The following is a 23,194-nucleotide window of genomic DNA, read 5'->3' on the forward strand; positions in this document are numbered from 1 at the left end:
ACGTGTAGGTCACACCGGCCGCGGCCGCCCGCTTGCGCCCGACGCTGACCTGGCCGGCGAGCACCACGCACGGGGTGCTCCGCTCCTGCGCCGCGCCCGCGACACGCGTGACGAGCTTTCCGCGCAGCGACTGGAAGTCGAAGCTGCCCTCACCGGTAATCACCAGCTGGGCCTCGGCGAGCGCGTCGTCCAGCCCGGTCAGCCGGCGGACGACCCCGGCGCCGGACTCGACGGTCGCGCCGAGCGCGATGAGCGCGGCACCGAGCCCGCCCGCGGCACCCGCACCCGGCTCGTCGCGGATGTCGCGGCCGGCGATCTCGGCGAGCAGGTCCGCCCAGCGGGTCAGCGACCGTTCGAGGCGGCGCACCGCCAGGTCGTCGGCGCCCTTCTGCGGGCCGAACACGCGGGCCGAGCCGTGCTTGCCCAGCAACGGGTTCTCCACGTCGGAGGCCGCGACCAGCGTGACGTCCCCGAGGTCGACGCGTCCGTCGAGCCGGACCGCGTCCACGAGCGAGCCACCGCCCACCGCAAGCGGCTCGCCGTCCGCGCCGACCGGGACCGCGCCTAGCGCGCGCAACAGCCCGGCCCCGCCGTCGGTGGTGGCCGACCCGCCCAGCCCGACGACGATCGTGTGCACCCCGGCCTTGAGGGCGTCCGCGACCAGCTCGCCGACGCCGACGGTGCCGGCCGCGAGCGCGTCCCGCTCGTCCTTCGGGACCAGGGTGAGCCCGCAGGCCTGGGCACACTCGATATAGGCCGTGCCCTCGTGCTCCAGCCACCCGGCGTCCACCGAGGACCCCAGCGGACCTGCGACGCAGCGGCGGTGCAGGTCCCCGCCGAGGGCCGCGTGCAGCACGTCGACGAACCCCGGACCGCCGTCGGCGAGCGGGCACAGCGTGAGCTCGTCGTGCGGCGCACCGCTGCGCCAACCGGCGGCGATGGCCTCGGCGGCCTCCGGCGCGGTCAACGTCCCGCCGAAGCAGTCAGGAGCGATCAGGACCCGCATGGTCAAAGCGTAGTTGGGCCTGCCTTACCCTTTGCTCTGTGAGGTTCCTTCGCCGCAAAGAAGCAGAGTCCGCCGAGTCCGAGACCGGCGAGGACGCCGCGACGGAGACGGAGGAGGGTCGCAGCAAGGCCCACACCCCAAGCAAGGGCCGGCCGACGCCCAAACGCCGCGACGCCGAGCAGCGCAAGCGCGGCCCGGTCGCACCGCCGCCTCGCAGCACCCGCGAGGCGATGCGGCGCGCGCGGGGCAACAAGGAGGAGCGCAAGGCGCTGTCCGCGAAGCGCCGGGAGATCCGCGCCACGCAACGCGAACGCATGATGGCGGGCGACGAGAAGTACCTGATGCCGCGCGACCGCGGCCCGGTCAAGGCCTACATCCGCGACCTGGTCGACTCGCGCCGCAACCTGCTGGGCCTGTTCATGCCCCTGGCCATCCTCATCTTCGTGGCGCTGCTGGTGCCGGACCCGCGGGTGCAGAGCACGACCACGCTGCTCTGCCTGCTGATGCTGGTGGCGATGATCTTCGAGGGCGTGCTGTCCGGTCGCCGGATCACGAGGCTGGTGCGCGAGCGACACTCGAAGGAGCCGATCCGCGGCCTGTCCGTCGGCTGGTACGCCTTCATCAGGGCCTCCCAGATCCGCAAGCTGCGGGTGCCGAAGCCCCGCGTGCGGCCGGGCGACAAGGTCTGACCAAACCTGTCCACAACCCGACCGTTTGTCCACAACCTGACGCCGCCGAACGAACCTGAAGGCGCTCCACGGATAGGTTTGACGTCATGGAGTTTCGTCGCCTCGGCCGAAGTGGCCTGTCCGTCAGTGAGATCTCGTACGGCAACTGGATCACGCACGGCTCACAAGTGGAGGAGGAGCAGGCCCATGCCTGCGTGCGTGCCGCTCTCGACGCCGGCATCACCACGTTCGACACCGCGGACGTCTATGCCAACACCCGCGCGGAGTCGGTCCTGGGACGAGCGCTGGCCGGACAACGCCGCGAGAGCCTGGAGATCTTCACCAAGGTGTTCTGGCCGACGGGTCCCGGCGGTCCCAACGACCGCGGCCTCGGCCGCAAGCACATCATCGAGTCCGCCAACGCGTCGCTGAAACGCCTGCAGACCGACTACGTCGACCTGTACCAGGCGCACCGGTTCGACGACAGCGTGCCGCTCGAGGAGACCTTCCTCGCGTTCGCCGACCTCGTGCGCGCCGGCAAGGTGCTCTACGTCGGAGTGTCCGAGTGGAACGCCGACCAGATCACCCGCGGTGCGGCGCTCGCCCGCGAGCTGAAGGTGCCGTTCATCTCCAACCAGCCGCAGTACTCGATGCTGTGGCGCGTCATCGAGGCCGATGTGGTCCCGGCCTGCGAGCGGGAGGGGATGAGCCAGATCGTGTGGTCGCCGATCGGCCAGGGTGTGCTGACAGGCAAGTACCTGCCCGGCCAGCCGGCGCCCACCGGTTCGCGCGCCACCGATGAGTCCGGCAAGAACTTCATCAGCCGACTGCTGCGTGACGACGTGCTCGAGAGGGTCCAGCAACTCAAGCCGATCGCGGAGGACGTGGGCCTGTCGATGGCCCAGCTGGCCGTCGCCTGGGTGCTGCAGAACAAGAACGTGGCCTCGGCGATCATCGGCGCCACCCGCCCAGAGCAGGTCACCGAGAACGTGACGGCAACCGGCGTGACCCTGGACGCCGACGTGTTAACCCGAATCGACAAGACACTGGACGGCGTGATCCAGACCGACCCGTCCTACACCGGCTAGCCCGGCCCGACACCGGTCAGCCCGCCTGTCGAATGCGACCGGCCGCCCACCGCGCACCACTCCCAGCGGTGGGCGCCCGGCCGCCCCTCAGGACGAACCGCAGCCACATCCCCACAGCCGTGGCCACCGGTATCCATACCGGGAGCCCTCCCCGCAGCACCCCTACCCACCAGCTCCCCCGCCAATGTCGCCCAATCTCACCCACAGCCCCGCCCGCAACCCTCGCCCAGCCTGCCCGGGGGCCTCACTCACAACCCCTCGCCCGCAACCCTCACCCACACCTGCCCGCCGGCCTCACCCACAACCCTCGCCCGCACCTGCCCGCCGACCTCACCCACAACCCCTCACCCACGCCCGCCCGCCGGCCTCACCCACAACCCTCGCCCGCACCTGCCCGCCGGCCCCACCCACAACCCCTCACCCACACCTGCCCGCGGGCCTCGCCCGCAGGCCCACCCGAGACCTGACCCCATGTCCTCACCCACTGAACCTCGCCAGCCCGAGCCAACCCGCGGCCCCTGGTCGTCGATGTCACCGCCAACCTCGACCGGAGCCCGCAACCACAGCCGCGCGCCGACCCACCTACCACCCGCCTCGCCCCGACAGCGGCCCGATCCGAGACGTCGACGCACGCCACGACCAAGATCCAAATGCCCGGCTCACCCCAGCCAGCGGGCCACCGGCTCCTTGAGCCAGTGCCCTAGTCCGGCGGGTGCAGGCTCATCGGGCCGTACAACTCGTCCTCATCGGCGAGCAGCGTCACCTCGTCCACACCCTGTTCGCGCAGGTCGGACCACGCCGAGCCGACCCACTCCTCGGCCTCGGCGCGGTCGGCGAACCCGGCCGACCTCTCCGGACCGCTGCCGTAACGCCACCAGTACTCCACAACGGCACAAGATAACGTGCCGGGATGCGAACCCTGGTGCTCGGCGGCACGCGGTCGGGCAAGTCCGCGCACGCGGAAGGCCTGCTCACGGACGCCCCGGCGACCTACGTGGCGACCGCCCGGCCCGACCCGGACGATGCCGAGTGGACCGCCCGCATCGCCGCGCACGTCGAGCGGCGGCCGGCCGCCTGGCAGACCGTTGAGCTCGCCGACCCGGCCGGACTCGGGCCCTACCTCGAGCGGGCGGCGGGCCCGGTCCTCGTCGACGACGTGGCCACCTGGCTCACCACGCTGCTCGACGACGCCGGCGCGTGGGAGGGTGGTTCGCTCGACCCGGTGCGGCGCGCGTGCGACGCACTGGTCGACGGCCTCGGCACGAGTCGAGCCGATGTGGTGCTGGTCTCCGCCGAGGTCGGCCTCGGCGTCGTGCCCGCGACCCGTTCTGGCAGGCTCTTCCGCGATCAGCTGGGTGCGCTCAACGCGGCACTGGCCGACCGGTGTACCGACGTGGTGCTGCTGGTGGCCGGCATCCCGCTGCGACTGCGCTGACCTGGAGGGAACCGGATGACCGACCCGGTCGAGTTCGACACCGTCAACCCGCCGGACGAGACAGCCCGGCGGGCCGCACTGACCCGACACGAGCAGCTCACCAAGCCGCCCGGCTCGCTCGGCCGGATCGAGGAGCTCGGCGCGTGGCTCGCCGCGTGCCAGGGCCAGTGCCCGCCGAACCTGTTGCGGCGCCCCAGGATCGTGGTGTTCGCCGGCGATCACGGGGTGGCCACGCGCGGGGTCTCCGCCTACCCCAGCGAGGTCACCGCCCAGATGGTCGCGAACTTCGTCGCGGGCGGCGCGGCGATCAACGTGCTCGCGGACGCCGCCGGTGCCACCGTGCGGGTGGTCGACATGGCGGTCGACGCGGACACCTCCGACGAGGTGGCCGCCGCCAAGGTGCGCCGCTCGTCGGCACCGATCGACGTCGAGGACGCGCTGACAGAGGACGAGGTCGACGCCGCCCTCGCCGCCGGAAAGTCCATTGTGGACGAAGAGGTGGACGCCGGCGCGGACCTGCTGGTGGCCGGCGACATGGGCATCGGCAACACGACCGCCGCGGCAGTCCTCGTCGCCGCCCTGACCGGAAGCGAGCCGGTCGCGGTCGTGGGCCGCGGCACCGGGATCGACGACACGACGTGGATGCGCAAGACCGCGGCGATCCGCGACGCGCTACGTCGTGCCAAGCCGGTGACCGCCGACCCGGTGGCACTGCTGCGTACCACGGCCGGAGCCGACATCGCCGCGATGGCCGGCTTCCTGGCACAGGCCGCGGTTCGCCGCACCCCGGTGGTGCTCGACGGAGTGGTGAGCGGCGCCGCCGCCCTGGTGGCCGAGGAGCTGGCGCCGGGCGCACGGTCGTGGTGGGTGGCCGGCCACCGGTCGACGGAGCCCGCGCACGCCCTGGTGCTGGAGCAGCTCGACCTGGAACCGTTGCTGGACCTGAAGATGCGCCTGGGCGAGGGCACCGGCGCCACGGCGTCGATCCCCCTGCTGACGATGGCGGTCCGCATCCTGTCCGACATGGCCACGTTCGCCGAGGCCGGCATCACCACCACGGCGACCGCGACGCCCACCCCCACCGCTGACATCGACGCCGACGCGACCTGATGCCCGCCCCGCCCACACATAGCAACCAAGCCAGACGTGGATAGCCGCTGATGGGCTCCGCGCTCCGGCTGGCGCTGTCGTGGCTCACCGTGATCCCGGCCGGCCAGCACCAGGTGGACCGGACCGTCGCCGGGCGGGCCATCGCGCTCACGCCCCTCATCGGGTTGCTGCTGGGGCTGCCGGCCGCCGCGCTGGTGTCCTTGTTGGACCTCACGGCCATGCCGGGGCTGCTCGGCGGGCTCCTCACCGTCGGGCTGCTCGCGCTCGCCACCCGGGGCATGCACCTCGACGGGCTCGCCGACACCGCGGACGGCCTCGGCTGCTACGGGCCGCCAGAGAGGGCGCTCGCCGTCATGCGCGACGGCGGCGTCGGCCCGTTCGGGGTCTCCTCGCTCGTGATCGTGCTCGGGGCGCAGGCCGCCGCGTTCGGCGCGCTGGCCGGCGACCGCTGGTGGGCGATCGTGCTCGCGGTCGTCGCCGGGCGGGTGGCGTTCGCGGGATGCTGCGTGCGCGGTCTGCCCGCGGCGCGGCCGGACGGCCTCGGCGCGCTCGTCGCCGGGACGCAGCACGTCGCCGTCCCCGCGTCGTGGCTCGCCGGGCTGCTGGTGGCGGCCGTGTTCGTCGACCGGGACCACGTCTGGCTCGGGCCGGTGGCGGTCGTCGTCGCGTGCGCCGTCTCGATCGGCTTCGTCGCGCACGTGCGCCGCCGGCTGGGTGGCATCACGGGCGACGTGCTCGGCGCGACCTGTGAGGTGGCCACCACGATCGTGGCGGCCACCTGCACGATGACCTAGAGAAGGATCTAGGAAAGCGGAACCATCCAGCCGTGCGGGTCCGGCGTCGTGCCGCGCTGGATCGCGGTCAGCGCCCCGCGCAGCCGCATCGACACCTCGCCCGCGGCACCGCCGCCGATCACGAACTCGCCGTCCGCGTGCTTCACCGAGCCGACCGGAGTGATCACGGCCGCGGTGCCACACGCGAAGACCTCGGACAGCTCGCCCGACTCGGCCTTCTTCTCCCACTCCTCGGTGGAGATCCGCCGCTCCTCGACCTGGTAGCCGAGCGACGCGGCCAGCGTCAGCAACGAGTCGCGCGTGATGCCGGCGAGCAGCGAGCCGGTCAGCTCCGGCGTGACCACCCGCGCGTCCGCGCCCGAGCCGAAGACGAAGAACAGGTTCATCCCGCCCATCTCCTCGACCCACCGGCGCTCCACGGCGTCCAGCCACACGACTTGGTCACAGCCCTGCTCCGCCGCCTGCGCCTGCGCCACGAGCGACGCCGCGTAGTTGCCGGCGAACTTCGCCGCGCCGGTACCGCCGGGCGCCGCGCGCACGTACTCGTGCGACAGCCAGACGTTCACCGGCCTGATGCCGCTCGCGAAGTACGAGCCGGCCGGTGACCCGATCAGCATGTACAGGTACTCCGCCGCCGGCCGCACGCCGAGGCCGACCTCCGTGGAGATCATGAACGGGCGTAGGTAGAGCGACTCCTCGTCCTCGACGGGCACCCAGTGGCCGTCGACCGCCACGAGCTCACGCAGCGAACCGAGGAACAGCTCGTCCGGCAGCTCCGGCATGGCCAGCCGGCGCGCCGAGCGGCGGAACCGCTCCGCGTTCGCCTCGGGCCGGAAGCTCGCGACCGTGCCGTCCAGCTGGCGGTAGGCCTTCAGGCCCTCGAAGACCGCCTGCCCGTAGTGCAGCACCATGGCCGCCGGGTCCAGTGTGATCGGCCGGTACGGCTCGACCTTCGCGTCGTGCCAGCCCTGCGTCCGGTCGTAGCGAACCGTCACCATGTGGTCGGTGAAGTGCATCCCGAACCCAGGATTGGCCAATACCTCCGCGATCCGCTCCGGGGTCGCCGGTGACGGATGGGGGTTCCTGGTGAATGTGGGCGTCATGAGTGCACGGTAGCTGGCAGCACGGCGGCTGAGAACTCGACAAACAGACGATCCGTCATCCAAGCGATCTCAGCGGTCCACCCGCCGGTGACGCACCGCGACCACCCGAAACGCCGCGTCACTCAGCAGGAGGACTGCCGCCCCGGCGAGCGCGACGGTCGCCGGAACCAGCACCGCGCCGACCGCCGTCACCCCGCCGGCCGCGACGTACACCCGCATCGCGGGGATGCCCGACACCCGCGTCCCGCGTAGCACTCCGAGCAAGGTGAACGCACAGCCGACCGTCACGCCGACGAGCAGCAGGGGTTCGATCGCGCTCGCGTCGGCGGCCGCGAGCGCGGCCCGCAACGGCGCGGGTGAGACCGCGAGCCGGGCCGCCCCGAGCTGACGCAACGCCGCGGCCGCCACCGCAAGGCACCCGACGGCGACGATCACGAGCACCACGACAAGACTCCACCGCCCACCCGCCGCGCGATCCGAAGACACGGACTGCCCAACGCCCGGCGAAGCGGGTCGCGACGTGCCGAAGAAGCACACCGTCAGCAGACCGGCGGCGGCGAGCACACCCACGACGCTCCCGCCGTCCGGCGGGGCCACCGCCGGGGCGACCGGTGCGATGGCGGAACACGCCACCACCACGAGCACGAGCACCGCCAGCACCACCACCGCGGCGACCCGGACCACGACCGCCGGCACGCCCACCACCGCCGCGACCGTGACCACCGCCACGAGCGCAAGTGCCGCGAACGGCGTCAGGTACGTCGCCACGGTCCCGGCGACGGCCACCGCCGCGGCCAGCCGACCCAGCGTACTCAGCGTGAAACCGAAGCGGCGCAACGGAACCGGCAGCATCTCGAGTGGACGATCCCATATGGACAGCAGGGCGAGGCCGCCGACGAGCGCCGCCAGGAGCAGCGCCGCGAGCAGCCATCGTCCGGCCAGTGACGCAGCCGGCGCGAGGCCCAGGAACAGGCCCGCGCCGAAGCTCGACGCCACGCCGCCGGCGACCAGATCGGCCCTGCGTACGGGTGTGGACACGAGCCCACGGTGTCAGACCGTCTCCAGCCGACCTGACGGTGGGCACACCAGTGGCAACTCGTTAGCATGCGTCAGCAACTCGACCGACAGGAGCAGATCGTTGAGCGCGCCCAAGCTCTCCCTGACCACCACCTCGGCTGCCGAGGCCACCGCGGACGCGGTGATCATCGGCACCGTGCAGGACGGCGAGGATGTCGCGCTCGCGCCGGGTGCCGAACAGGTCGACGTCGCGTTCGGCGGCGGGCTTGCCGGCGTGCTCTCCACCCTCGGCGCCACCGGCAAGCCGGACGACGTGGTGAAGTTCCCCACCATGGGCCGGCTCAAGGCCGGCGTCGTCGTCGCGACCGGGCTGGGTCGGGTCGAAGAGGTCGGCCCAGAGCAGGTGCGCCGGGCCGCGGGCGCGGCCGCCCGGGCGCTCGCGGGCACCCGGCGCGCGGTCAGCACGCTGTCCACTGTGGACCTCCACGCGGCGGCCGAGGGCACGGTGCTCGGTGCGTACGCCTTCGACGAGTACCGCTCAGAACGCGGCGACGGCCCGGTCGGGCGCGTCGATCTGGTGAGCCCGGCCGAAGGCACGGCGAAGGACCACCGCGCCACGCTCAGGGCCGCGGTCGTGATCGGCGAGGCCGTGAGCGCGGCGCGCGACTTCGTCAACACTCCGCCCAACGTCCTCTACCCCGCGACGTTCGCCGAGCGGGCCGCCGCGCTCGCGAAGCCGGCCGGACTCGAGGTCGAGATCCTCGACGAGAAGGCGTTGCGCAAGGGTGGATACGGCGGCGTGCTCGGCGTCGGCATGGGTTCGAGCCGGCCGCCGCGAATGGTGCGGATCGCCTACCGTGGACCGAAGGCGCGCAAGAAGGTGGCCCTCGTCGGCAAGGGCATCACGTTCGACACCGGCGGCATCTCGATCAAGCCGGCCTCGCGCATGGAGGAGATGACCGCCGACATGTCCGGCGCGGCGGCGATCGTCGCCACGGTGGTGCTCGCCGCGCGGCTCAAGTATCCCCTCGAGATCACGGCGACCGTGCCGATGGCGGAGAACATGCCCTCCGGCGCGGCGTACCGGCCGGGCGACGTGCTGACCATGTACGGCGGCAAGACCGTCGAGGTGCTGAACACCGACGCCGAGGGCAGGCTGATCTTGGCGGACGCGATCGTCCGAGCGTGCGAGGACGAGCCGGACTACCTGATCGAGGCCGCGACGCTGACCGGCGCGCAGATCGTGTCGCTCGGCCGGCGCACGCCCGGGATCATGGGCTCGGACGACTTCCGCGACCGGGTGGCCGCGATCGCCAAGGCCACCGGCGAGGGCGGCTGGCCGATGCCGCTGCCGGAGGAGCTGCGCCGCGATCTGGACTCGAAGCTCGCCGACCTGTCGAACGCGACGGTTCACCGGTGGGGCGGCATGCTGGCCGCGGGCCTGTTCCTCCGCGAGTTCGTGCCGGACGGGCTGCCGTGGGTGCACATCGACGTCGCGGGCCCGGCGTACAACATCGGCTCGCCGTGGGGGTACACCGCCAAGGGCGGCACGGGTGTGCCGGTGCGAACGATCGCCGCGGTCCTGGCGGACATCGCCGAACACGGCTGAGGGTCGGCCTCCGGCCCCCGGGATCCAGCGTAGGTGAACCACGATTTAGTGACATAACCGTGACCTGCATGTACGTCTAACCACAGGTCCGCACGACGGGGTTGGGTGGGCTGGCCCCGCGACATGAGTGATCAGGGCCGCGTGCTTGCCATGGCAATACGACAAAGTGATGGTGCCCGGACGTAGGATCGGCGCGAGCGGAGGCAGCCATGGAAGGTCAGACGCTGGGATGTTGAACGAACAGGGCAACGTGCCTGGTCAGTACCTTTACGAGCGTCTCGGCGATAAGCGCTTTCAACAGCTCTGCGCGGCACTACTCAAGCTGAGTCAGCCGGACGTGACGTGCTACCCGGTTGGCCAGAGTGACGGTGGTCGGGACATCGTCAGCGGAAATGACCGGAGCGTCATTTTCCAGGTCAAATGGGCGAAGAAACAGCCCAGCAACCCGGTATCTTGGCTTGAGAACGCCATCAAGAACGAGGCTGACAATATCCGGGCCCTAACCCGTGCCGGAGCGAATGAGTACGTCCTTATGACGTCGGTTGTTGGTACCGCTCCTCGCGGGCGCGGGACAATGGATCAACTGGATTCTCGGCTTAAAGCTCTATCCAAGAGTTTTGGCGTCTCAATGCGGTGTGAGTGGCGCGAGGATATTGACCGACGGCTGGAATCAGCGCCAAGTGAACTCAAGTGGACATACCAGGAGATACTCGCCGGCGTCGAGGCCGTCCAATACTTGGTGGAGGCCGACAGCGTCGCAGTTCACGAGCAAGGACTTCGAAGGCTGCTCTTGAAGGTTATGGAGACGCAGTGGCAGGATGATGCGAAGGTCAAGTTCAAGCAGGTTGAGCTTGAGTCGCGGAACCTAATGGAGCTCTTCGTCGATGTCGAGGCGATCAGAGTAGCCGAGCCGCGGCGCAATGAGCGCCTCACATTAGGTAGCAGATACTCACAACTCGCAGAGCGCACGCCTGTCTCGCTCGGCGGCGCGGCGGCTTTTCTACTGTCGACCAACCATCCTCTCACTGTCGTGCGAGGAGCCCCTGGGCAAGGAAAATCCACTCTGGGGCAATACCTATGCCAGGTGTATCGCGCGGATTTCGTTCCCGACGACGCTTACCGAGGCGGAGCAACGCCGCCGACCAGGGTGGAAAACCCGCGGGTACCTATCCGCGTCGACTTGCGTGAATACGGCACATGGCTCGCGGGCGGTGATCCCTTCGCTGATGACGATGACCCGCCTAGTAAGGCGAATCGAACGGAACGTAAGCAAGGATCGGTGGAGCAATTTCTTGTCAAGTTGCTCCACACCCGAAGCGGGGGCCTCCCCGTGACGGTTGCGAATGTGCAGGATGTGTTGCATCGGTTCCCCGTGCTCATCGTATTGGATGGGCTCGATGAAGTAGCGCTGCCTCGACTCCGAGATCGCGTCGTCAAGGAGATCGACGAGTTCTCTGCCAGGTTAGGGGCGAGCCTGAACGTACCGCAGCTCATCGTCACAACGCGGCCGAATGCTTCAGGTATGGCCGAGCCCTCTCCAGATACCTTTGAAACGATCGCGCTTTCCGGATTGAGCCCCAAACTGCGTACGGTATATCTGCGTAAATGGACCGACGCCCTTGGCATTCGCGGCAAAGATCGGCGTGACCTCGAACGCACGTTCCACCAGCGGTCGGCCGAGCCACATATACGAGCTCTGGCTGACAATCCGATGCAGCTAACGATCCTGCTTTACCTGATCAAGAAACGAGGCAGCTCTGTACCCACTGCCCGCACTGAGCTTTACACGTCCTATATGGAGACGCTGCTCGATCGCGAAGCGGCCAAGACGCCCGCCGTCGAAGAGTTCCGCAAGGACCTTGAGGAGGTTACTTCCTATCTGGGATGGTACCTTCAGTCACGCGCGGAAACCACTGGTAACGAGGGTCGGCTAGGAATTAAAGCATTGCGCAAAGCCATTCTGCGCTACCTTGTTGGGGTCGAAAAAGACACGGATATGGTGGACGCGCTCTTCACGGGTGTAACCGACCGCGTCTGGGCGCTGAGCAGTCGAGTACAAGGCACCTTTGAATTCGACGTCCAACCCTTGCGTGAATACTTTGCCGCACGATTCCTCAATGAATTCGCTGGCGCCGACCTCCCCGAATTCGATAAAGCCGCGGTACTGCGTCAGCTCGTCCGGCGCGCCTACTGGCACAACACGGCACGCTTCTTCACTGGTTTTGCCAATCCAAACGAACTCGCAGGTCTGGTCGAAGCGCTTGCCGATGAGTGCGAAGAGCGAGATCATCCACGCCAGGTTCGGCTTGCAGCCTGGACGCTGCTAGCAGATGGCGTGTTCAAATCACGCACTCGCACGAAACGCAGCGCCGCTGCCTTGTTTGGTGACGATCTCAGTATCCGACTGCTCGCGCATGCGCTCACGTCCGACCCAGAGAATCCTGTACCCGCAAATGATCGGGGAGGTCAGGAGATTGTCGACCTATTTTACACTCAACTTTCTACTCACCCGACCTCTCCGCTTACCTGCGAACGAGTAGCGATCGTCATGAGATTGCAGGATCGGCGAGCGTTCGACGAATGGTGGCAACCTAAGCTCCGTGATGCCGCTGGCCGGCCGCAGCAAATGGCCTGGTTAAAGATGGGCGCTTCGGTTCACGCCGCAAGTCGACTGGATGCCGACGACGTTGAGATGCTCGATCTTTCGGACGACGCAACCCTGCCTGATGCGTTGGCGGCAGGGATAATCCCATCGCCAGGATCCTCACTGGAGGCCCGCATGATCCAAGCAATCGTCGCGGGTCAATGTTCTGATGTACGCGGTGCGTCTCCTGGGGTGCCAGCCGAAATGCTCAAGATCATCGCCCCACAGCACTTTCTGCGCAAAGCATCTACCAGAGACGTGGCCTATATTGTAGCGGTCGGGCATCTCGACACGCCGATTCCCGATCACCAGCGTCACGCGGCCATGAGACGGTTGATCGCGCACGATGAGCGATTCAGGCAGATCCAGCGCGCACTACGTTTCAACCGAGGGCAGGCCGGAACTACGTCACCCTGGGGCAATACTGCACGTTCGATCGCAGCAATCTACGGGCCATGCTGGCTAGCCGCAGAGATCGCTGTACATGGCGCCGCGCTATCTCGTCATGAATATGTCACCTCTGGCGACTTCACCAAAGGGGCAGACTCGTTGGGGCCAGCCGTTGATTATGGCTCCCTTCTTCGAGAGATTCGGTTTAACGCAATACGATCGAGTTGGTGGACTGACCAGTTCATAGATCATGAGGATAATCTATCCCGCGCGACCTGGGCACTTGCGTTGATGGCTGTAGCATCTCCGGAAGTAATTGTCGACAATCTCGGCAACCTGGATAGAGCAACCGATCAACTTCCACCGTCGATGTTGGATGCTCTCCTTGCGAGTTCCAGCCGCCTCGCTCTCGGTCGTGTTGGCAATCGTCGCTTGCCTGATGACGTTCTGAGAGCCGCCTCGATTTCATCGCCCGCGACGTCTCTTCTGGTTGCACACCACGCCAGTATACTTTCGCGCGACCGCCCTTATCCACTTCCGCAGTACAGCGAGCAGCAATTGGCCGAGCACAGCCGCTACGGTATAAGTGCTTGGCCGGCATTGATGGCACTCGCGGCAAGGATGACAACCAATCGGTCTTCTACACTGCTCGGCAGCGTGCGGCGCTTCGAAGCGAACGCGATTTCTGACTGTCAGGTCCCGTTCGAATCTGGCTCGGAGGAGTTGGCACGTACAATCCTCGACAGCCCGAGGGAATACCCTTTGGCTTGGGTGCTAGGTGCCGAAAAGCAAATTTCTCATGGCACACGCGACACGGCTCTAGCGACGGTAGCAGATGACAGCGAGTGGTTCGCGCAATAAGATGCAGGTCAACCCATCGGGCATCTAAACGGAATTCTTTCCAGCCGTCCGGTCGCAATGGCCCATTATCCTCGGCTCGTGAGGATGCGTCTCCTTCTGTGCGGATCCGGTCGGGGTTCGTCGGCCCCCATTGCCAGGCCATCGACTAAATGGCCTGGCAAGGTCGAAACAGGTAGCCGCGTGGATGTTGCCGAACTCACCGCCCAACGCGGCATGGAAAGAGCTGCGGCGGGCGATGGACCGACTACAGCGCTGACGTGCAACTCGCTGCCACGCTTGGCCGAGAGATGGAAGAGGAGTTGTTCGGCCGCGACGAGATCGACACCACGGTTGGTGACCAGCGCCGGGCCGACCCGATGCACCCGAGCCGGCTCTATGAGCCGATACGCTGGCTCCTCGACGAGCCCGGCCGGCTGCGCATGGAATGCACCGGATTCGGTCTCAACGTGGTGAGCGGCAACTATGAGTTCGCCAGCCTGATCAGCATCGGCCACCAGGAGTTCTGGACACGGTTCGGCGGGGCAGTCGCTCGCAATCCCGAACCGGTACGAACGACTGCACACCACGCGAGCTTCGGCACAGCTCGTGTGCCTGCTCTCCGATCCCGACACGCCGATCGAGGCCATCTCGCGCCTTGTGGGCCACAGCGGTGCGTCGGTGACTGAGCAGATCTACCGCCACGAGATCCGGCCGGTCGTCGAGCAGGACGCAACCGAAATGGACCGATTCTTCCCGAACATGTAGAAGTCATGCCTTGGCACGCCGTTCTGGCCGTGCCTATCGCCGAAACGTTTCAGCGACGTGATGCGCTACTCTTCTCGTTGTGGAACCGACTGACGCACTGCGGGCCATCGAGAACGGGTTGCGACTCGTTATCCGAGACCAACTGGGCGTCGATGGCTGGTCCAAAGCTCTTGGAGCGCCAGATCTGGAGCGTCTAGAAGCGCGTCGCGTCGAGGAGACTAAGCGCCGGGACGGCGTGGCGGTCTCCGACGATCTGCTGAATTTTACAGAGACCTATCATCTGACTGCGTTGGTCGAAAAGAACTGGGAGCGGTTCAAGCCTGTATTCGATGACCGGGCCAGGACGCTCACATACTTCGGAATAATTAAGGACTTGCGAAACAGTATCGCTCATAGTCGCGAACTAGTGCCATTTGAACGTGATCTCATGTCTGGTATTGCTGGACATCTCCGGAGTCAGATCTCACTCTTCCGCAGCGGCCAAAACGAGTCAACAAGATACTATCCTTTGATAGAAACGGTTTGCGACAGCTTCGGCAACGAGGGAGCGGCGCGAACGCAGGGTGGGCAACGGCGCGTACGTCTGGAGGTAGGGCAGCAACTACAGTTCTCCGGGTCTGCGTTTAGTGCAAGAGGAAAGACGGTGAAGTGGTTTCTTGCGCGAGACTTGAACCATTGGATGATCGGGAACGATGAAGTTGCTGCGGGTGATGACGTCACGTTCACGTATACGATTAGCGAAGAGGACGTCAGCGAAGCCCTTCTTGTAACCATCTATGTTGTCGCCGAATCGCGTTTTCACAGAAATCAGTCGATTCCATTTGGTGGATATGATGACAGCCGATTATTCATGTACGCGGTGAACCCGCCTGATGAAGATTGAGGGGCTGCCACTTCACGTGCCGCCAAGGTTACGTTGGCGTGCTGAGGTGTGTGCGGTCGGCAGATGTCGAGCCGTCTGTTGGGAGATCCGCGAGAAGGTCGGTGGCGAGCCGGATGAATCGCCGCAAGGCGCGGCGTTTGAACTGCAGCATTGCTCGATCCTTTGGCCAGCCGAGGATGATAAGGATTTGCCCGTCGGCGGTGAACGAGCCCTGCATGACGCAATCTGGAATATCCAGCATTACATGAGCTTGTGGCTGTCGCTGTTTCATCGGTACCCCTGTCGTTGTTGGTTTTGTGTGGACGGTGGCGTTCAACGTGTTCGCTTCTGCAATCGGACTGGCATGCGCTTTCCTACTAAGCGGAGCGCTGATGGCGCACGTATCAGTGTGATTGGCGCATTCCTGTCGCCGGGTTTGGGCAGGGTGAGAATCGCCCGGGCGGTCCAGATCGGCGTGTTGCCGGCGTACCACCACAAGACATGAGAGGGCGCGAAGACGTCCGCGTGCGCGTCGGCGGGGACACGGTAAGCGTGTGCGGAGCCGGGCCCGGTGAGGACCAGCACATCGAGGCATGGCGGGCGTCGAAGGACTCCGGCTAGCACCTCTGGGCCGTGGTGGTTAACACGGAATTGGTGCCAGAGAAAGCCTCGGCGGCCTGCCTCGTCGAGTAAGAGGTCCAACTCGTTCATGACGGCTGTCCTGGTCATGGCGCATCGCCAGGCAGGTCGGTGACTGTGCAGTCGGTGAGTTCGCGGACGAGCTGGCCGGCGCAGGTCCAGCGGATGGTCGGGTCCTCGTAGGGGACGAAGGACTCAGGGCCGGACGGCTTGGCATACAGGTAGTCGGCGCGGTAGCGGGTGCCGAAGACGCCGCACACAGTGGATCGGCCGACGCGGACGGCTGTATGGCTGCGGCGCAGAGCGGGACATAGCCGGACTGCCATGCGGGCGCAGGCAAGGCACGTCGGTGGGTGGGTGGTGACCACGGCATCGGGCCAGTTGGGCCAGTCCTCGGGGTGGTCGTTGAGCAGCCAGAAGACACCGCGGGCATCGTGGTCGGCTGGTGTTGCACAGACCTGACACAGCAGCCGGCGCATGGCTCGGCGTTGCCGCAGCGGGTGCACTTTGCCGAACTCCGGTCGGCCTTCGCCGGGCCGTGAGGTCGTGCGGGTCCAGAGAACCCCCCGCTGGTCGCGGTCGGTCAGCGTTTCGTCTGGGTAGGCGATGCCGCGTCCAGGGTGTTCGATGATCGGGATTGCGGGGGAGTCCTCGGCGCTCCACGTCGCTATGTACGGGACGACTCCGACCCTGCCCAACACCAGCGCTCCGGACATGACTCCTCTTCGAACTGATCGACTTGACACTTGTCGCGGTGGCAACTCCGCTGCGTGCACACGCAACCAGCGGCCGATCGGCTCGCCCAGAGCAGAAACGGGACACTTTCCCAAGCCAGATGTGACGTTCCAGCCTTCAACCAGCAGAAATAGGATTCGAACTGCTAGTGTCGCTCCCAATGGCAAGGGAGGTCATGAGATGACGGGGCGGCGTCGCGGCGCGTTTGCGGCAGCGCGCAAAGCGGCAGGTCATACGCAGGAATCGCTTGCCGAGGCGCTGCACATCGACCGAGCGACCGTCAACCGGTGGGAAGCAGGTAGGCATGCACCTCTGCCATATGTCCGGCCGAAGCTGGCTCGACTTCTCGGGCGGTCGCTGCACCAGCTCGATACCTTGCTTGGTCCAGCGGACACCCCCGTTGATGGGCAAGTGAGCGCCGAGACGGTAGAGATCGACGTAGATATCGATCTCGCGTGTGAGTGGCTGGACGTGCACACCGGCTGGCGACCCGGGGCGAGCCGGTCACAGGTCATTGCCGGACTGACCGCCACCAAGGCAGGAAGTCTGCGTGATCGCGATCGGCGGCGCGGAAAGGTTACACGTACGAATATCGCTCACGCGATATCAAACTATTACCGAGAAACCATGCGCGGCCATGGCGTTTACCGAGCACATTACGATGGCTTTGATGTGCAGACTACTGTTCTCTCGCGGCCGAATTGGCTCGATCTTGCGTGTCTGCTCACTCCTGACACTGACCGGCTCGCGCTTGCGGGCGCGTCAGCCGGACAAGACATCAATCTTGACGACGTCGCGGCGAAGCACGCGATTAGGCGCCTCCTCGAAGCGGCTGTTCTTCGAGTGCGAATGACTAATGCACCGCTGTATCGTCTTCTGAACGTCAACGTAGACACGCAGGCGATTCTTGGCGAGCTGGACATCATCCCGTTCGTCCAGTACGCGCTCACCACTGATCTCGTCGAGCGCGAGTTGGTGGACGCGCTCGCGGACGGTACCGCCGAACTGCCGCTACGAGAGAAGTACCTGCGGGACGTTGGGACCGTGCTTGATGTGACCGAACGGTTCTGCTGCGGTGGCGTGCTCGCGTTGTGCGCTATCGCGCGGCCCGCCGACCCGTACCGCGGGCCGGCCGATTACCTGTTGCTGGTCCAGGAACGTGCCGACCATGTGCTCAACTCGGTGGGTCGGCTCTCGGTGATCCCGAAGGGATTCCACCAGCCGCTGACCGACTTCCGCTCGGGCGCCTTCGTCGGCGCTACGTTGCGGCGCGAGCTGGAAGAAGAGTTGTTCGGCCGTCGTGACGTGGACGGCACACTCTCGGAACACCGCGTTGCCGATCCGATGCACCCCAACCGGCTGTCGGAGCCGATGCGTTGGCTCCAGAACGAAGATGGCATGAGGCTGGAGTGCACAGGGTTCGGATTCAACTTGGTCAACGGCAACTATGAGTTCGCTGGCCTCGTCGTGATTGACGACGACGATTTCTGGAGGCGATATGGGGATCGCATCGAGGCGAATTGGGAGTCCGCAGGCTTGCGGCAGTATTCCAGCCTCGACCGGCGATTCATTACCGAGTTGATCGCTGACGAGTCGTGGAGCAATGAAGGACTTTTCGCCTTTCTGCAAGGCTTGCGGAGGCTTTCGCAGATTGACGAGACACGAGTCCGCGCGCCGGACATCGAATGGGAGTTGGCCTAGACGGAAACGGCCCACCACGCGTCGCCGACAATCGTTACTAGGTCGGATCGAACGGGGCGCCAACCTAACTCGGCTGCCGCTCGCGTGGAGTCGGCGACCAACACCGGAGGCTCGTTCGCTGGTGGCGCGTGCCGTACTGGCACGGGCCGTCCGGTGATCTGCTCGGCGGCGTTCACTACGTCGCGGATCGTGGTTCGGCGACCGCTCCCGATGTTGTAGGCGCGCCAGGTTCCCGGCTCGCAAGCGTCAAGGGCACGGATGAACGCCTCGACCATGTCTTCCACGTGCACGAAGTCGCGGACGACCGAGCCGTCGCCGTTCACCACAAGTTCGGGGGCGCGGCCGGCCTGCGCGGCGATGATCTTCGGGATGAGCCGGGTGGCGTCAGGATCGGTTCGGCCGGCCGACGCTCCAGCGATGTTGAACGCGCGGAGGCTGACGGCTCCGATGGCGCCGGTCCCGGCGACGTGCGCCGCGGCGAGATCGGCGGCCAGCTTGGTGGCCGCATACGGGTTGCGCGCGTCCGTCGGCTGGTCCTCGCTGATCGGCTGGCGCTCCGGGGCGCCGTAGACGGCCCCGGTGGACGAGAGGACGAGGCGTTTCGGCTCGGCCGATGAGCTGAGCGCGGATAGGACGTTGAGCGTGCCCAGCACGTTGGTGCGCCAGTACTTGAGTGGTTCGGCGAACGAGTCGCGGACACGCACCAGCGCCGCGAGATGGCACACCGCGTCAACCTCTGCGACTGCGGCCGCCACCTCGTCGGCTGAGCGGATATCCGCACTGATGTGCCGATCGGCCTTGGTTGGTACCTCGCGGTCGTGGCGGCTGAGCGCGGTCACGACGTGTCCGCGATCCGCGAGCGCCGAGACAACCGCGTGTCCGACGAACCCGGTCGCACCGGTCACGAGAACTCGCACGAGCAGTGTCCCCATCGTCAGGGCCGGCAGGCAGCCGGACTGGTCGGTCCACCCTACGTAACGGCGTCCACGTTCATCGCCGTCAGCAGCCGGTGCGCCTGGCTCTGGACGTCGGCCATGTTCCCATGTCCGCCGACCAGCCACAGCAGTTCGGCAAGCGCGAGCCCGGACCGCGGCTCCATCGCGTTGAGGTACCGCGCGACACTGCTCGCCCACACTCCTTCCAGCGTGCCTATCCGTGTCATCTCACGGGTGTTCCACAGCACGGCCGACGCACCGTCGCGGACCACCTCCCACGGTGGGGCGGCCCGGGCTATCGTGCGCCAGGTATCCGAGCCGGCGTCGACCTCGCGGATCTGGCGTTCCAGGCGTAGCCGGTTCATCGCCCGACCCAGCGTTCGCGTGGCGTGACCGCCTGCGTGGCCACGTCAACTGTCCAGTTGTCTCGACCGCCGCCGTTCTGCTCGGCGTAGCGCTCGGCCGCTTCACGGTTCGGGAACGTGAGCTGCTGCTCCGCCGTGCGGTGCGTGATCTTGTATGCCATGAGTGCTACCCGCCTCGTTGTCGACTCCCGCATGCAGAGTCGAACATGTGTTCGTCGATGTCAAGTCGAGTCAGCGCTGGTCAACGGCCCACGTGATGCTCGGCACGTTCACGCGCTCCGGCGAGAGCTGGGCGAGTCGGCGTAGCCCCTGGAGGAGAGCGAACAGCCCTTCGTTGCTCCATGCCGGATCACCGAGGAGATCGGTCAGCAGCTCTCGATCTTGCGAGGAGTAGCGACGCAGGTTGCCGGTCTCCCAGTTGGCCTCTGTATGGCCGCCGAACCGCTCCCAGAACGCCTCGTCGTCGATCATGACGAGGCTCGCGCACTCGTAGTTGCCGCTGACCAGGTTGAGGCCGAATCCGGTCACCTCGATCCGCAACCGTCCGGGGCTCTTGGTCAGCCAGCGCATGGGCCGCGTCAATCGCTTGGGGTGCAAGGGATCCGCGGTCACCTGGTCGCCGTTGGTGCTGTCCACCTCTTCGCGGCCGAACAGTTCCTCCTCCATCTCGCGCGTGAGCGTGTTCGCGAGCTGGGTGTCGTTGCGGTAGTCGGCCAACGGTTGGTGGAAGCCCTTGGGTGTGACAGCCAGCCGCCGCGCGGCGTTGAGCACGCGGCCGGAGCGCTCCTGCACCAACAGCAGGTAGTCGGCGGGTCGGCCGGGTGCGGCGGGCCTGGCGATGGCGCAGAGTGCCAGCGCGCCGCCGACGCAGAGCCGGCCGGCCACGTCGACCACGGATGCGGTGTCGGGCAGGTGCCGGTCTCGCAGCGGCAACGTGCCCGGCCGCGCTGCCGCGCCACCGGCCAACGCGTCCACAAGCTCACTTTCCAGCAAGTCCATCGTCAGCGCGTAGTGCGCGAACGTGGTCATGCCGACCGCGCCGCCGATCCGGACGTCACGGATGTCGATGTCCAATAGTCGATACAACGGGAGATCCACTACACGAACGCTCGCGGTCAGCGCTTCGGCGAGACGGGTAACCGCGTGATCGGCGGCCAATTCGTCGATATTCGGGTCGAGTTCGCCCGGCTTCGTCGACAGCGTCAGCCGGTCGGTTTCGGGCGTCAGCTCACATTCCAGGTCGAGCCATTCCGCCCGCGTGAGAACGCTCGTGGTGATGGTGTGGTCGTCGTAGGTCGCGCGGTAGGTGCCGTACTCGCCGTGGCCGGCGTAGTAGGCGTTGAGCGCGTCCGCGAGCTGGCGTTGGTTGACCTGGCTGCGACGTTGGCCGCGGTCTTGCAGCTCTCGCAGGTCAACGGTTGCGAGCCGTGCGGCGACGCGTCGGCGGGCGGTGCCGGGCGTCCAGCCGGTGTGCTTGTCCAGCCATTCGAGCGCAGACGCGACGTTCGGGTCTTCGCTGAGCCGGCGCTCCGCCTCCTCGTGGTCGCCGGCCTCCGCAGCGGGCACGAGTCCGGCGAGATGGGCGAACCGTTGCCGCTCGGCGTCGGACGCTCGTTCCAGCGCGGTGTCGAGGATCTGTTGCGTCGCGGCCTTGGGCGACATGTCCGGTTGCTGGTGCCACGCCGCGACTGTGCGCAAATTGATCCCGAGGTGCTCGGCAAACGCCTCCTGTGTAAGCCGCAGCGCGGCCTGCAAGGCGCACGCCGTTCGGCCGGTCCAGGCGTCGACGGAATCCATCATTCGGCGGTCCGGCACGGCGAACTACATGGGCACTGCACTGTCACTGCACGTGCGGTACATGGGAAATCTGGGGCTCTGGAATTTGACTTGGAGGCATGAGAAACAAGCATTTCAAGCCCTCACCGAGAAGCCCTATCAAAGCTCGCGCCGACCTTTTCGGAAACCGACATGAGATTGGCGTTGATGTTGTCGAGGCGCTCGCCGAGCCCGTCCACGTCGTCGAGCCGCTCCCGGATGGACCGCAGCTCCTCCAGCCGGTCGGTGATCTCGCGCAACTGACGCTCGATCGCCGCCAGACGTGCGGGGACGTCGCCCGGCCGGTACACCGGTTCGCCCAGGGCGGGTGGCTCGCGACCTGCGAGAACAGCGGACAGGTGCTGCGGATGCCAGTCCAGCGCGGTGGACAGCGCCTCGAGAGTCCGCGCACTGCGCCGGCGCGGCTTCGCGTTGCGCGACAGCTCGCCGACGACGGCCTTCGACAGCCGCGACCGGTCGATCAGGTCGCGCTGCCGCAAGCCGAGCTCGGCCGCGCGTTCATTGATCGCTCGGGCAACCGCCGCCCAGTCGTCCGTCACGTACTCCTCCGCGCTCCGCCGTAGCGCCGAGAGTATCGCGATGACCATTTCCTAGGCCGCCTATTGGCCCATTTCTGGCGCGATTTCGGCCCTCTCTGGCCAATTCGGGATTAAAACATCCCAATTGTGGGTCACAAATATCCATCAGCCTTATCGAAAAGGACTTCCATCATGAGTACTTCCATGCCCAAGACCGGTTCGCCGGCCTTTCTGTCCATCAAGCAAGCCGCGTGGATCCTCGGCATGTCCCAGCCCGAGTTGCTCCGCGCGATCCATACGGGCGCTGTTCCCTCGATCCGTCGTCGATCGCGTCTTGTGGTGCCGATGCGCGTCGTGACGCGCCTGCTCGGCGAGCCGATCGACGCCAGGCCAAGGGCGGGGGTGATGCGCGATGAACGCCGTTGACCCTGACGACTTCTTCGAGGAGATCGCGGCGTCGCTCGACCGGTTCGAGCATGTGCCCGACGACGTGTTGTGGGAGATCGTCACACGTGACGGGTCCTGCCTGTGGCTCTACCGGCTCGGTCTGGAGCCGGTGTGGACCGGCGACGTTGTGACCGATCGCGAGTTGGCCGCGCGGATCTGTGCGGGTTGCTCGGCGCGGCTGGCGTGCCTCGAGTTGGAGCTGCGGACCTCCGGTGACCAGACGCTCGGCGTGTGGGGTGCCCTGCCTGCCGAGGACGTGCGGGCGGTGTTCCCGGTGTGGCTGGGGCGTAGGCGTCGCCGTGGTGGTGAGCGGGGTGGTTGGCGATGACGTTCGTGCTGACTCCTACTCAGGTGCTCGCCGGGCTCGGTGTGCTGTTGACGTTGTTGATGGTGTGGCGGGCGGGGGCTCGCCGGGCACGGGCGGCTGCTGCCGCTGCTCGGTCTGGTGCGCGGTTGCTGTCGCTGTTCGGGCGGGTGCTGTTCACCGCGGGCTTGATCGTCGGTGTGCAGTGGTTGGTGATCACGCGACCGGACGGAAACCCGTGGGTACTGCTCGCGGCTCTCGGGCTGCCGGCTCTGTTCGCCTCCTACACGCTCACCCGGGCGTTGACGGTGACCACCGTGGACACGCCACGTAAGCGGGGTGGTCGCCCGTGACCACCTCACGCAGGGCTCGGACGGCCGCCG

24 protein-coding genes are annotated in these 23,194 nt (G+C 66.8%); 13 read left to right on the forward strand and 11 right to left on the reverse strand.

The window, feature by feature from the left end; translation table 11 throughout:
* Positions 1-1,006 (reverse strand): glycerate kinase family protein (locus tag ACRDTB_RS22415; protein ID WP_431433222.1); only part of this gene is annotated, 1,006 nt, incomplete at its 3' end.
* Positions 1,007-1,044: 38 nt separating this feature from the next.
* On the opposite strand from ACRDTB_RS22415, the gene ACRDTB_RS22420 reads away from it, so the two are divergent.
* Positions 1,045-1,695 carry a DUF3043 domain-containing protein gene (locus ACRDTB_RS22420; RefSeq protein ID WP_431433224.1) on the forward strand — a complete coding sequence of 217 codons (651 nt, stop codon included), beginning with the start codon at positions 1,045-1,047 and terminating at the stop codon, positions 1,693-1,695.
* Positions 1,696-1,781: 86 nt separating this feature from the next.
* Positions 1,782-2,762: an aldo/keto reductase family protein gene (locus ACRDTB_RS22425; RefSeq protein ID WP_431433225.1), complete on the forward strand. Its 981-nt coding sequence runs from the start codon at positions 1,782-1,784 to the stop codon at positions 2,760-2,762.
* 700 nt (positions 2,763-3,462) lie between these two features.
* Here ACRDTB_RS22425 and ACRDTB_RS22430 read toward each other — a convergent pair.
* A complete protein-coding gene (locus tag ACRDTB_RS22430) occupies positions 3,463-3,648 on the reverse strand; it encodes a hypothetical protein (protein ID WP_431433226.1) in 186 nt (61 codons plus the stop codon).
* 24 nt (positions 3,649-3,672) lie between these two features.
* On the opposite strand from ACRDTB_RS22430, the gene ACRDTB_RS22435 reads away from it, so the two are divergent.
* Genes ACRDTB_RS22435 through ACRDTB_RS22445 form a run of 3 tightly spaced genes read left to right on the forward strand, consistent with a single transcriptional unit; the run spans position 3,673 to position 6,101 of the window.
* Positions 3,673-4,197 (forward strand): bifunctional adenosylcobinamide kinase/adenosylcobinamide-phosphate guanylyltransferase, encoded by a 525-nt coding sequence (locus ACRDTB_RS22435; RefSeq protein WP_431433228.1) that lies wholly within the window; start codon positions 3,673-3,675, stop codon positions 4,195-4,197.
* A gap of 15 nt (positions 4,198-4,212) precedes the next feature.
* Positions 4,213-5,307, forward strand: coding sequence for a nicotinate-nucleotide--dimethylbenzimidazole phosphoribosyltransferase (gene cobT, locus ACRDTB_RS22440; RefSeq protein WP_431433230.1), 1,095 nt, complete (start codon positions 4,213-4,215; stop codon positions 5,305-5,307).
* A 50-nt stretch (positions 5,308-5,357) separates the two neighbouring features.
* Positions 5,358-6,101 carry an adenosylcobinamide-GDP ribazoletransferase gene (locus ACRDTB_RS22445; RefSeq protein WP_431433232.1) on the forward strand — a complete coding sequence of 248 codons (744 nt, stop codon included), beginning with the start codon at positions 5,358-5,360 and terminating at the stop codon, positions 6,099-6,101.
* Positions 6,102-6,109: 8 nt separating this feature from the next.
* On the opposite strand, the gene ACRDTB_RS22450 is transcribed toward ACRDTB_RS22445, so the two are convergent.
* Entirely contained in the window at positions 6,110-7,204 is a 1,095-nt protein-coding gene (locus tag ACRDTB_RS22450; protein ID WP_431433234.1) for a branched-chain amino acid aminotransferase, read from the reverse strand.
* A 69-nt stretch (positions 7,205-7,273) separates the two neighbouring features.
* Positions 7,274-8,242: a hypothetical protein gene (locus ACRDTB_RS22455; RefSeq protein WP_431433236.1), complete on the reverse strand. Its 969-nt coding sequence runs from the start codon at positions 8,240-8,242 to the stop codon at positions 7,274-7,276.
* Positions 8,243-8,342: 100 nt separating this feature from the next.
* Here ACRDTB_RS22455 and ACRDTB_RS22460 point away from each other — a divergent pair, with 100 nt between their 5' ends.
* The 4 genes from ACRDTB_RS22460 to ACRDTB_RS22475 all read left to right on the forward strand — a co-directional run bounded on the left by ACRDTB_RS22460 (position 8,343) and on the right by ACRDTB_RS22475 (position 15,352).
* Entirely contained in the window at positions 8,343-9,830 is a 1,488-nt protein-coding gene (locus tag ACRDTB_RS22460; protein WP_431433238.1) for a leucyl aminopeptidase, read from the forward strand.
* Positions 9,831-10,059: 229 nt separating this feature from the next.
* Complete coding sequence (locus ACRDTB_RS22465; protein ID WP_431433239.1) at positions 10,060-13,725, forward strand: NACHT domain-containing protein; 3,666 nt, start codon at positions 10,060-10,062, stop codon at positions 13,723-13,725.
* 287 nt (positions 13,726-14,012) lie between these two features.
* The gene (locus tag ACRDTB_RS22470; RefSeq protein ID WP_431433241.1) at positions 14,013-14,390 is read left to right on the forward strand and encodes a hypothetical protein; all 378 of its coding nucleotides are present in this window, start codon (positions 14,013-14,015) and stop codon (positions 14,388-14,390) included.
* Between the two features lie 158 nt (positions 14,391-14,548).
* Positions 14,549-15,352: a hypothetical protein gene (locus tag ACRDTB_RS22475; protein WP_431433242.1), complete on the forward strand. Its 804-nt coding sequence runs from the start codon at positions 14,549-14,551 to the stop codon at positions 15,350-15,352.
* Positions 15,353-15,380: 28 nt separating this feature from the next.
* Here ACRDTB_RS22475 and ACRDTB_RS22480 read toward each other — a convergent pair whose 3' ends face one another.
* Complete coding sequence (locus ACRDTB_RS22480) at positions 15,381-15,623, reverse strand: hypothetical protein (RefSeq protein WP_431433243.1); 243 nt, start codon at positions 15,621-15,623, stop codon at positions 15,381-15,383.
* Between the two features lie 433 nt (positions 15,624-16,056).
* Positions 16,057-16,686 carry a hypothetical protein gene (locus ACRDTB_RS22485; protein ID WP_431433245.1) on the reverse strand — a complete coding sequence of 210 codons (630 nt, stop codon included), beginning with the start codon at positions 16,684-16,686 and terminating at the stop codon, positions 16,057-16,059.
* 199 nt (positions 16,687-16,885) lie between these two features.
* Between ACRDTB_RS22485 and ACRDTB_RS22490 the strand changes: the two genes are divergently transcribed.
* On the forward strand, positions 16,886-18,406 hold the full coding sequence (locus ACRDTB_RS22490; RefSeq protein ID WP_431433247.1) for a helix-turn-helix transcriptional regulator: 1,521 nt from the start codon (positions 16,886-16,888) through the stop codon (positions 18,404-18,406).
* On the opposite strand, the gene ACRDTB_RS22495 is transcribed toward ACRDTB_RS22490, so the two are convergent.
* The 5 genes from ACRDTB_RS22495 to ACRDTB_RS22515 form a co-directional block, all read right to left on the reverse strand.
* Positions 18,403-19,338, reverse strand: a complete 936-nt coding sequence (locus ACRDTB_RS22495) for an NAD-dependent epimerase/dehydratase family protein (RefSeq protein ID WP_431433249.1) — start codon at positions 19,336-19,338, stop codon at positions 18,403-18,405. The two genes, ACRDTB_RS22490 and ACRDTB_RS22495, sit on opposite strands and share 4 nt — an antisense overlap.
* Positions 19,339-19,376: 38 nt before the next feature.
* A complete protein-coding gene (locus tag ACRDTB_RS22500) occupies positions 19,377-19,706 on the reverse strand; it encodes a hypothetical protein (RefSeq protein ID WP_431433251.1) in 330 nt (109 codons plus the stop codon).
* Positions 19,703-19,867 (reverse strand): hypothetical protein, encoded by a 165-nt coding sequence (locus tag ACRDTB_RS22505; RefSeq protein ID WP_431433252.1) that lies wholly within the window; start codon positions 19,865-19,867, stop codon positions 19,703-19,705. The genes ACRDTB_RS22500 and ACRDTB_RS22505 overlap by 4 nt, the downstream gene beginning before the upstream one ends.
* A 70-nt stretch (positions 19,868-19,937) precedes the next feature.
* Positions 19,938-21,506, reverse strand: coding sequence for a transcriptional regulator (locus tag ACRDTB_RS22510; protein ID WP_431433254.1), 1,569 nt, complete (start codon positions 21,504-21,506; stop codon positions 19,938-19,940).
* A gap of 119 nt (positions 21,507-21,625) precedes the next feature.
* Entirely contained in the window at positions 21,626-22,081 is a 456-nt protein-coding gene (locus ACRDTB_RS22515) for a transcriptional regulator (RefSeq protein ID WP_431433256.1), read from the reverse strand.
* A gap of 171 nt (positions 22,082-22,252) precedes the next feature.
* Between ACRDTB_RS22515 and ACRDTB_RS22520 the strand changes: the two genes are divergently transcribed.
* The 3 genes from ACRDTB_RS22520 to ACRDTB_RS22530 are packed head-to-tail and all read left to right on the forward strand — an operon-like array spanning position 22,253 to position 23,164.
* Complete coding sequence (locus ACRDTB_RS22520; protein ID WP_431433258.1) at positions 22,253-22,486, forward strand: helix-turn-helix domain-containing protein; 234 nt, start codon at positions 22,253-22,255, stop codon at positions 22,484-22,486.
* Complete coding sequence (locus tag ACRDTB_RS22525; RefSeq protein ID WP_431433260.1) at positions 22,473-22,835, forward strand: WhiB family transcriptional regulator; 363 nt, start codon at positions 22,473-22,475, stop codon at positions 22,833-22,835. Before ACRDTB_RS22520 ends, ACRDTB_RS22525 begins: the two co-directional genes overlap by 14 nt.
* Positions 22,832-23,164 carry a hypothetical protein gene (locus ACRDTB_RS22530; protein WP_431433262.1) on the forward strand — a complete coding sequence of 111 codons (333 nt, stop codon included), beginning with the start codon at positions 22,832-22,834 and terminating at the stop codon, positions 23,162-23,164. The genes ACRDTB_RS22525 and ACRDTB_RS22530 overlap by 4 nt, the downstream gene beginning before the upstream one ends.
* The last annotated feature ends 30 nt before the right edge of the window (positions 23,165-23,194 follow it).

Origin of the sequence: Actinophytocola sp. (assembly GCF_050699935.1) — a bacterium.
GTDB lineage: Bacteria > Actinomycetota > Actinomycetes > Mycobacteriales > Pseudonocardiaceae > Actinophytocola.

Excerpts from the sequence above, each read along its gene's own strand:
- ACRDTB_RS22425 (WP_431433225.1), top strand. The coding sequence starts at position 1,782 with ATGGAGTTTCGTCGCCTCGGCCGAAGTGGCCTGTCCGTCAGTGAGATC.
- ACRDTB_RS22435 (WP_431433228.1), top strand. The coding sequence starts at position 3,673 with ATGCGAACCCTGGTGCTCGGCGGCACGCGGTCGGGCAAGTCCGCGCAC.
- cobT (WP_431433230.1), top strand. The coding sequence starts at position 4,213 with ATGACCGACCCGGTCGAGTTCGACACCGTCAACCCGCCGGACGAGACA.
- ACRDTB_RS22445 (WP_431433232.1), top strand. The coding sequence starts at position 5,358 with ATGGGCTCCGCGCTCCGGCTGGCGCTGTCGTGGCTCACCGTGATCCCG.
- ACRDTB_RS22450 (WP_431433234.1), bottom strand. The coding sequence starts at position 7,204 with ATGACGCCCACATTCACCAGGAACCCCCATCCGTCACCGGCGACCCCG.
- ACRDTB_RS22465 (WP_431433239.1), top strand. The coding sequence starts at position 10,060 with ATGTTGAACGAACAGGGCAACGTGCCTGGTCAGTACCTTTACGAGCGT.
- ACRDTB_RS22470 (WP_431433241.1), top strand. The coding sequence starts at position 14,013 with ATGGAAGAGGAGTTGTTCGGCCGCGACGAGATCGACACCACGGTTGGT.
- ACRDTB_RS22480 (WP_431433243.1), bottom strand. The coding sequence starts at position 15,623 with ATGAAACAGCGACAGCCACAAGCTCATGTAATGCTGGATATTCCAGAT.
- ACRDTB_RS22485 (WP_431433245.1), bottom strand. The coding sequence starts at position 16,686 with ATGTCCGGAGCGCTGGTGTTGGGCAGGGTCGGAGTCGTCCCGTACATA.
- ACRDTB_RS22490 (WP_431433247.1), top strand. The coding sequence starts at position 16,886 with ATGACGGGGCGGCGTCGCGGCGCGTTTGCGGCAGCGCGCAAAGCGGCA.
- ACRDTB_RS22495 (WP_431433249.1), bottom strand. The coding sequence starts at position 19,338 with ATGGGGACACTGCTCGTGCGAGTTCTCGTGACCGGTGCGACCGGGTTC.
- ACRDTB_RS22500 (WP_431433251.1), bottom strand. The coding sequence starts at position 19,706 with ATGAACCGGCTACGCCTGGAACGCCAGATCCGCGAGGTCGACGCCGGC.
- ACRDTB_RS22505 (WP_431433252.1), bottom strand. The coding sequence starts at position 19,867 with ATGGCATACAAGATCACGCACCGCACGGCGGAGCAGCAGCTCACGTTC.
- ACRDTB_RS22510 (WP_431433254.1), bottom strand. The coding sequence starts at position 21,506 with ATGATGGATTCCGTCGACGCCTGGACCGGCCGAACGGCGTGCGCCTTG.
- ACRDTB_RS22520 (WP_431433258.1), top strand. The coding sequence starts at position 22,253 with ATGAGTACTTCCATGCCCAAGACCGGTTCGCCGGCCTTTCTGTCCATC.
- ACRDTB_RS22525 (WP_431433260.1), top strand. The coding sequence starts at position 22,473 with ATGAACGCCGTTGACCCTGACGACTTCTTCGAGGAGATCGCGGCGTCG.
- ACRDTB_RS22530 (WP_431433262.1), top strand. The coding sequence starts at position 22,832 with ATGACGTTCGTGCTGACTCCTACTCAGGTGCTCGCCGGGCTCGGTGTG.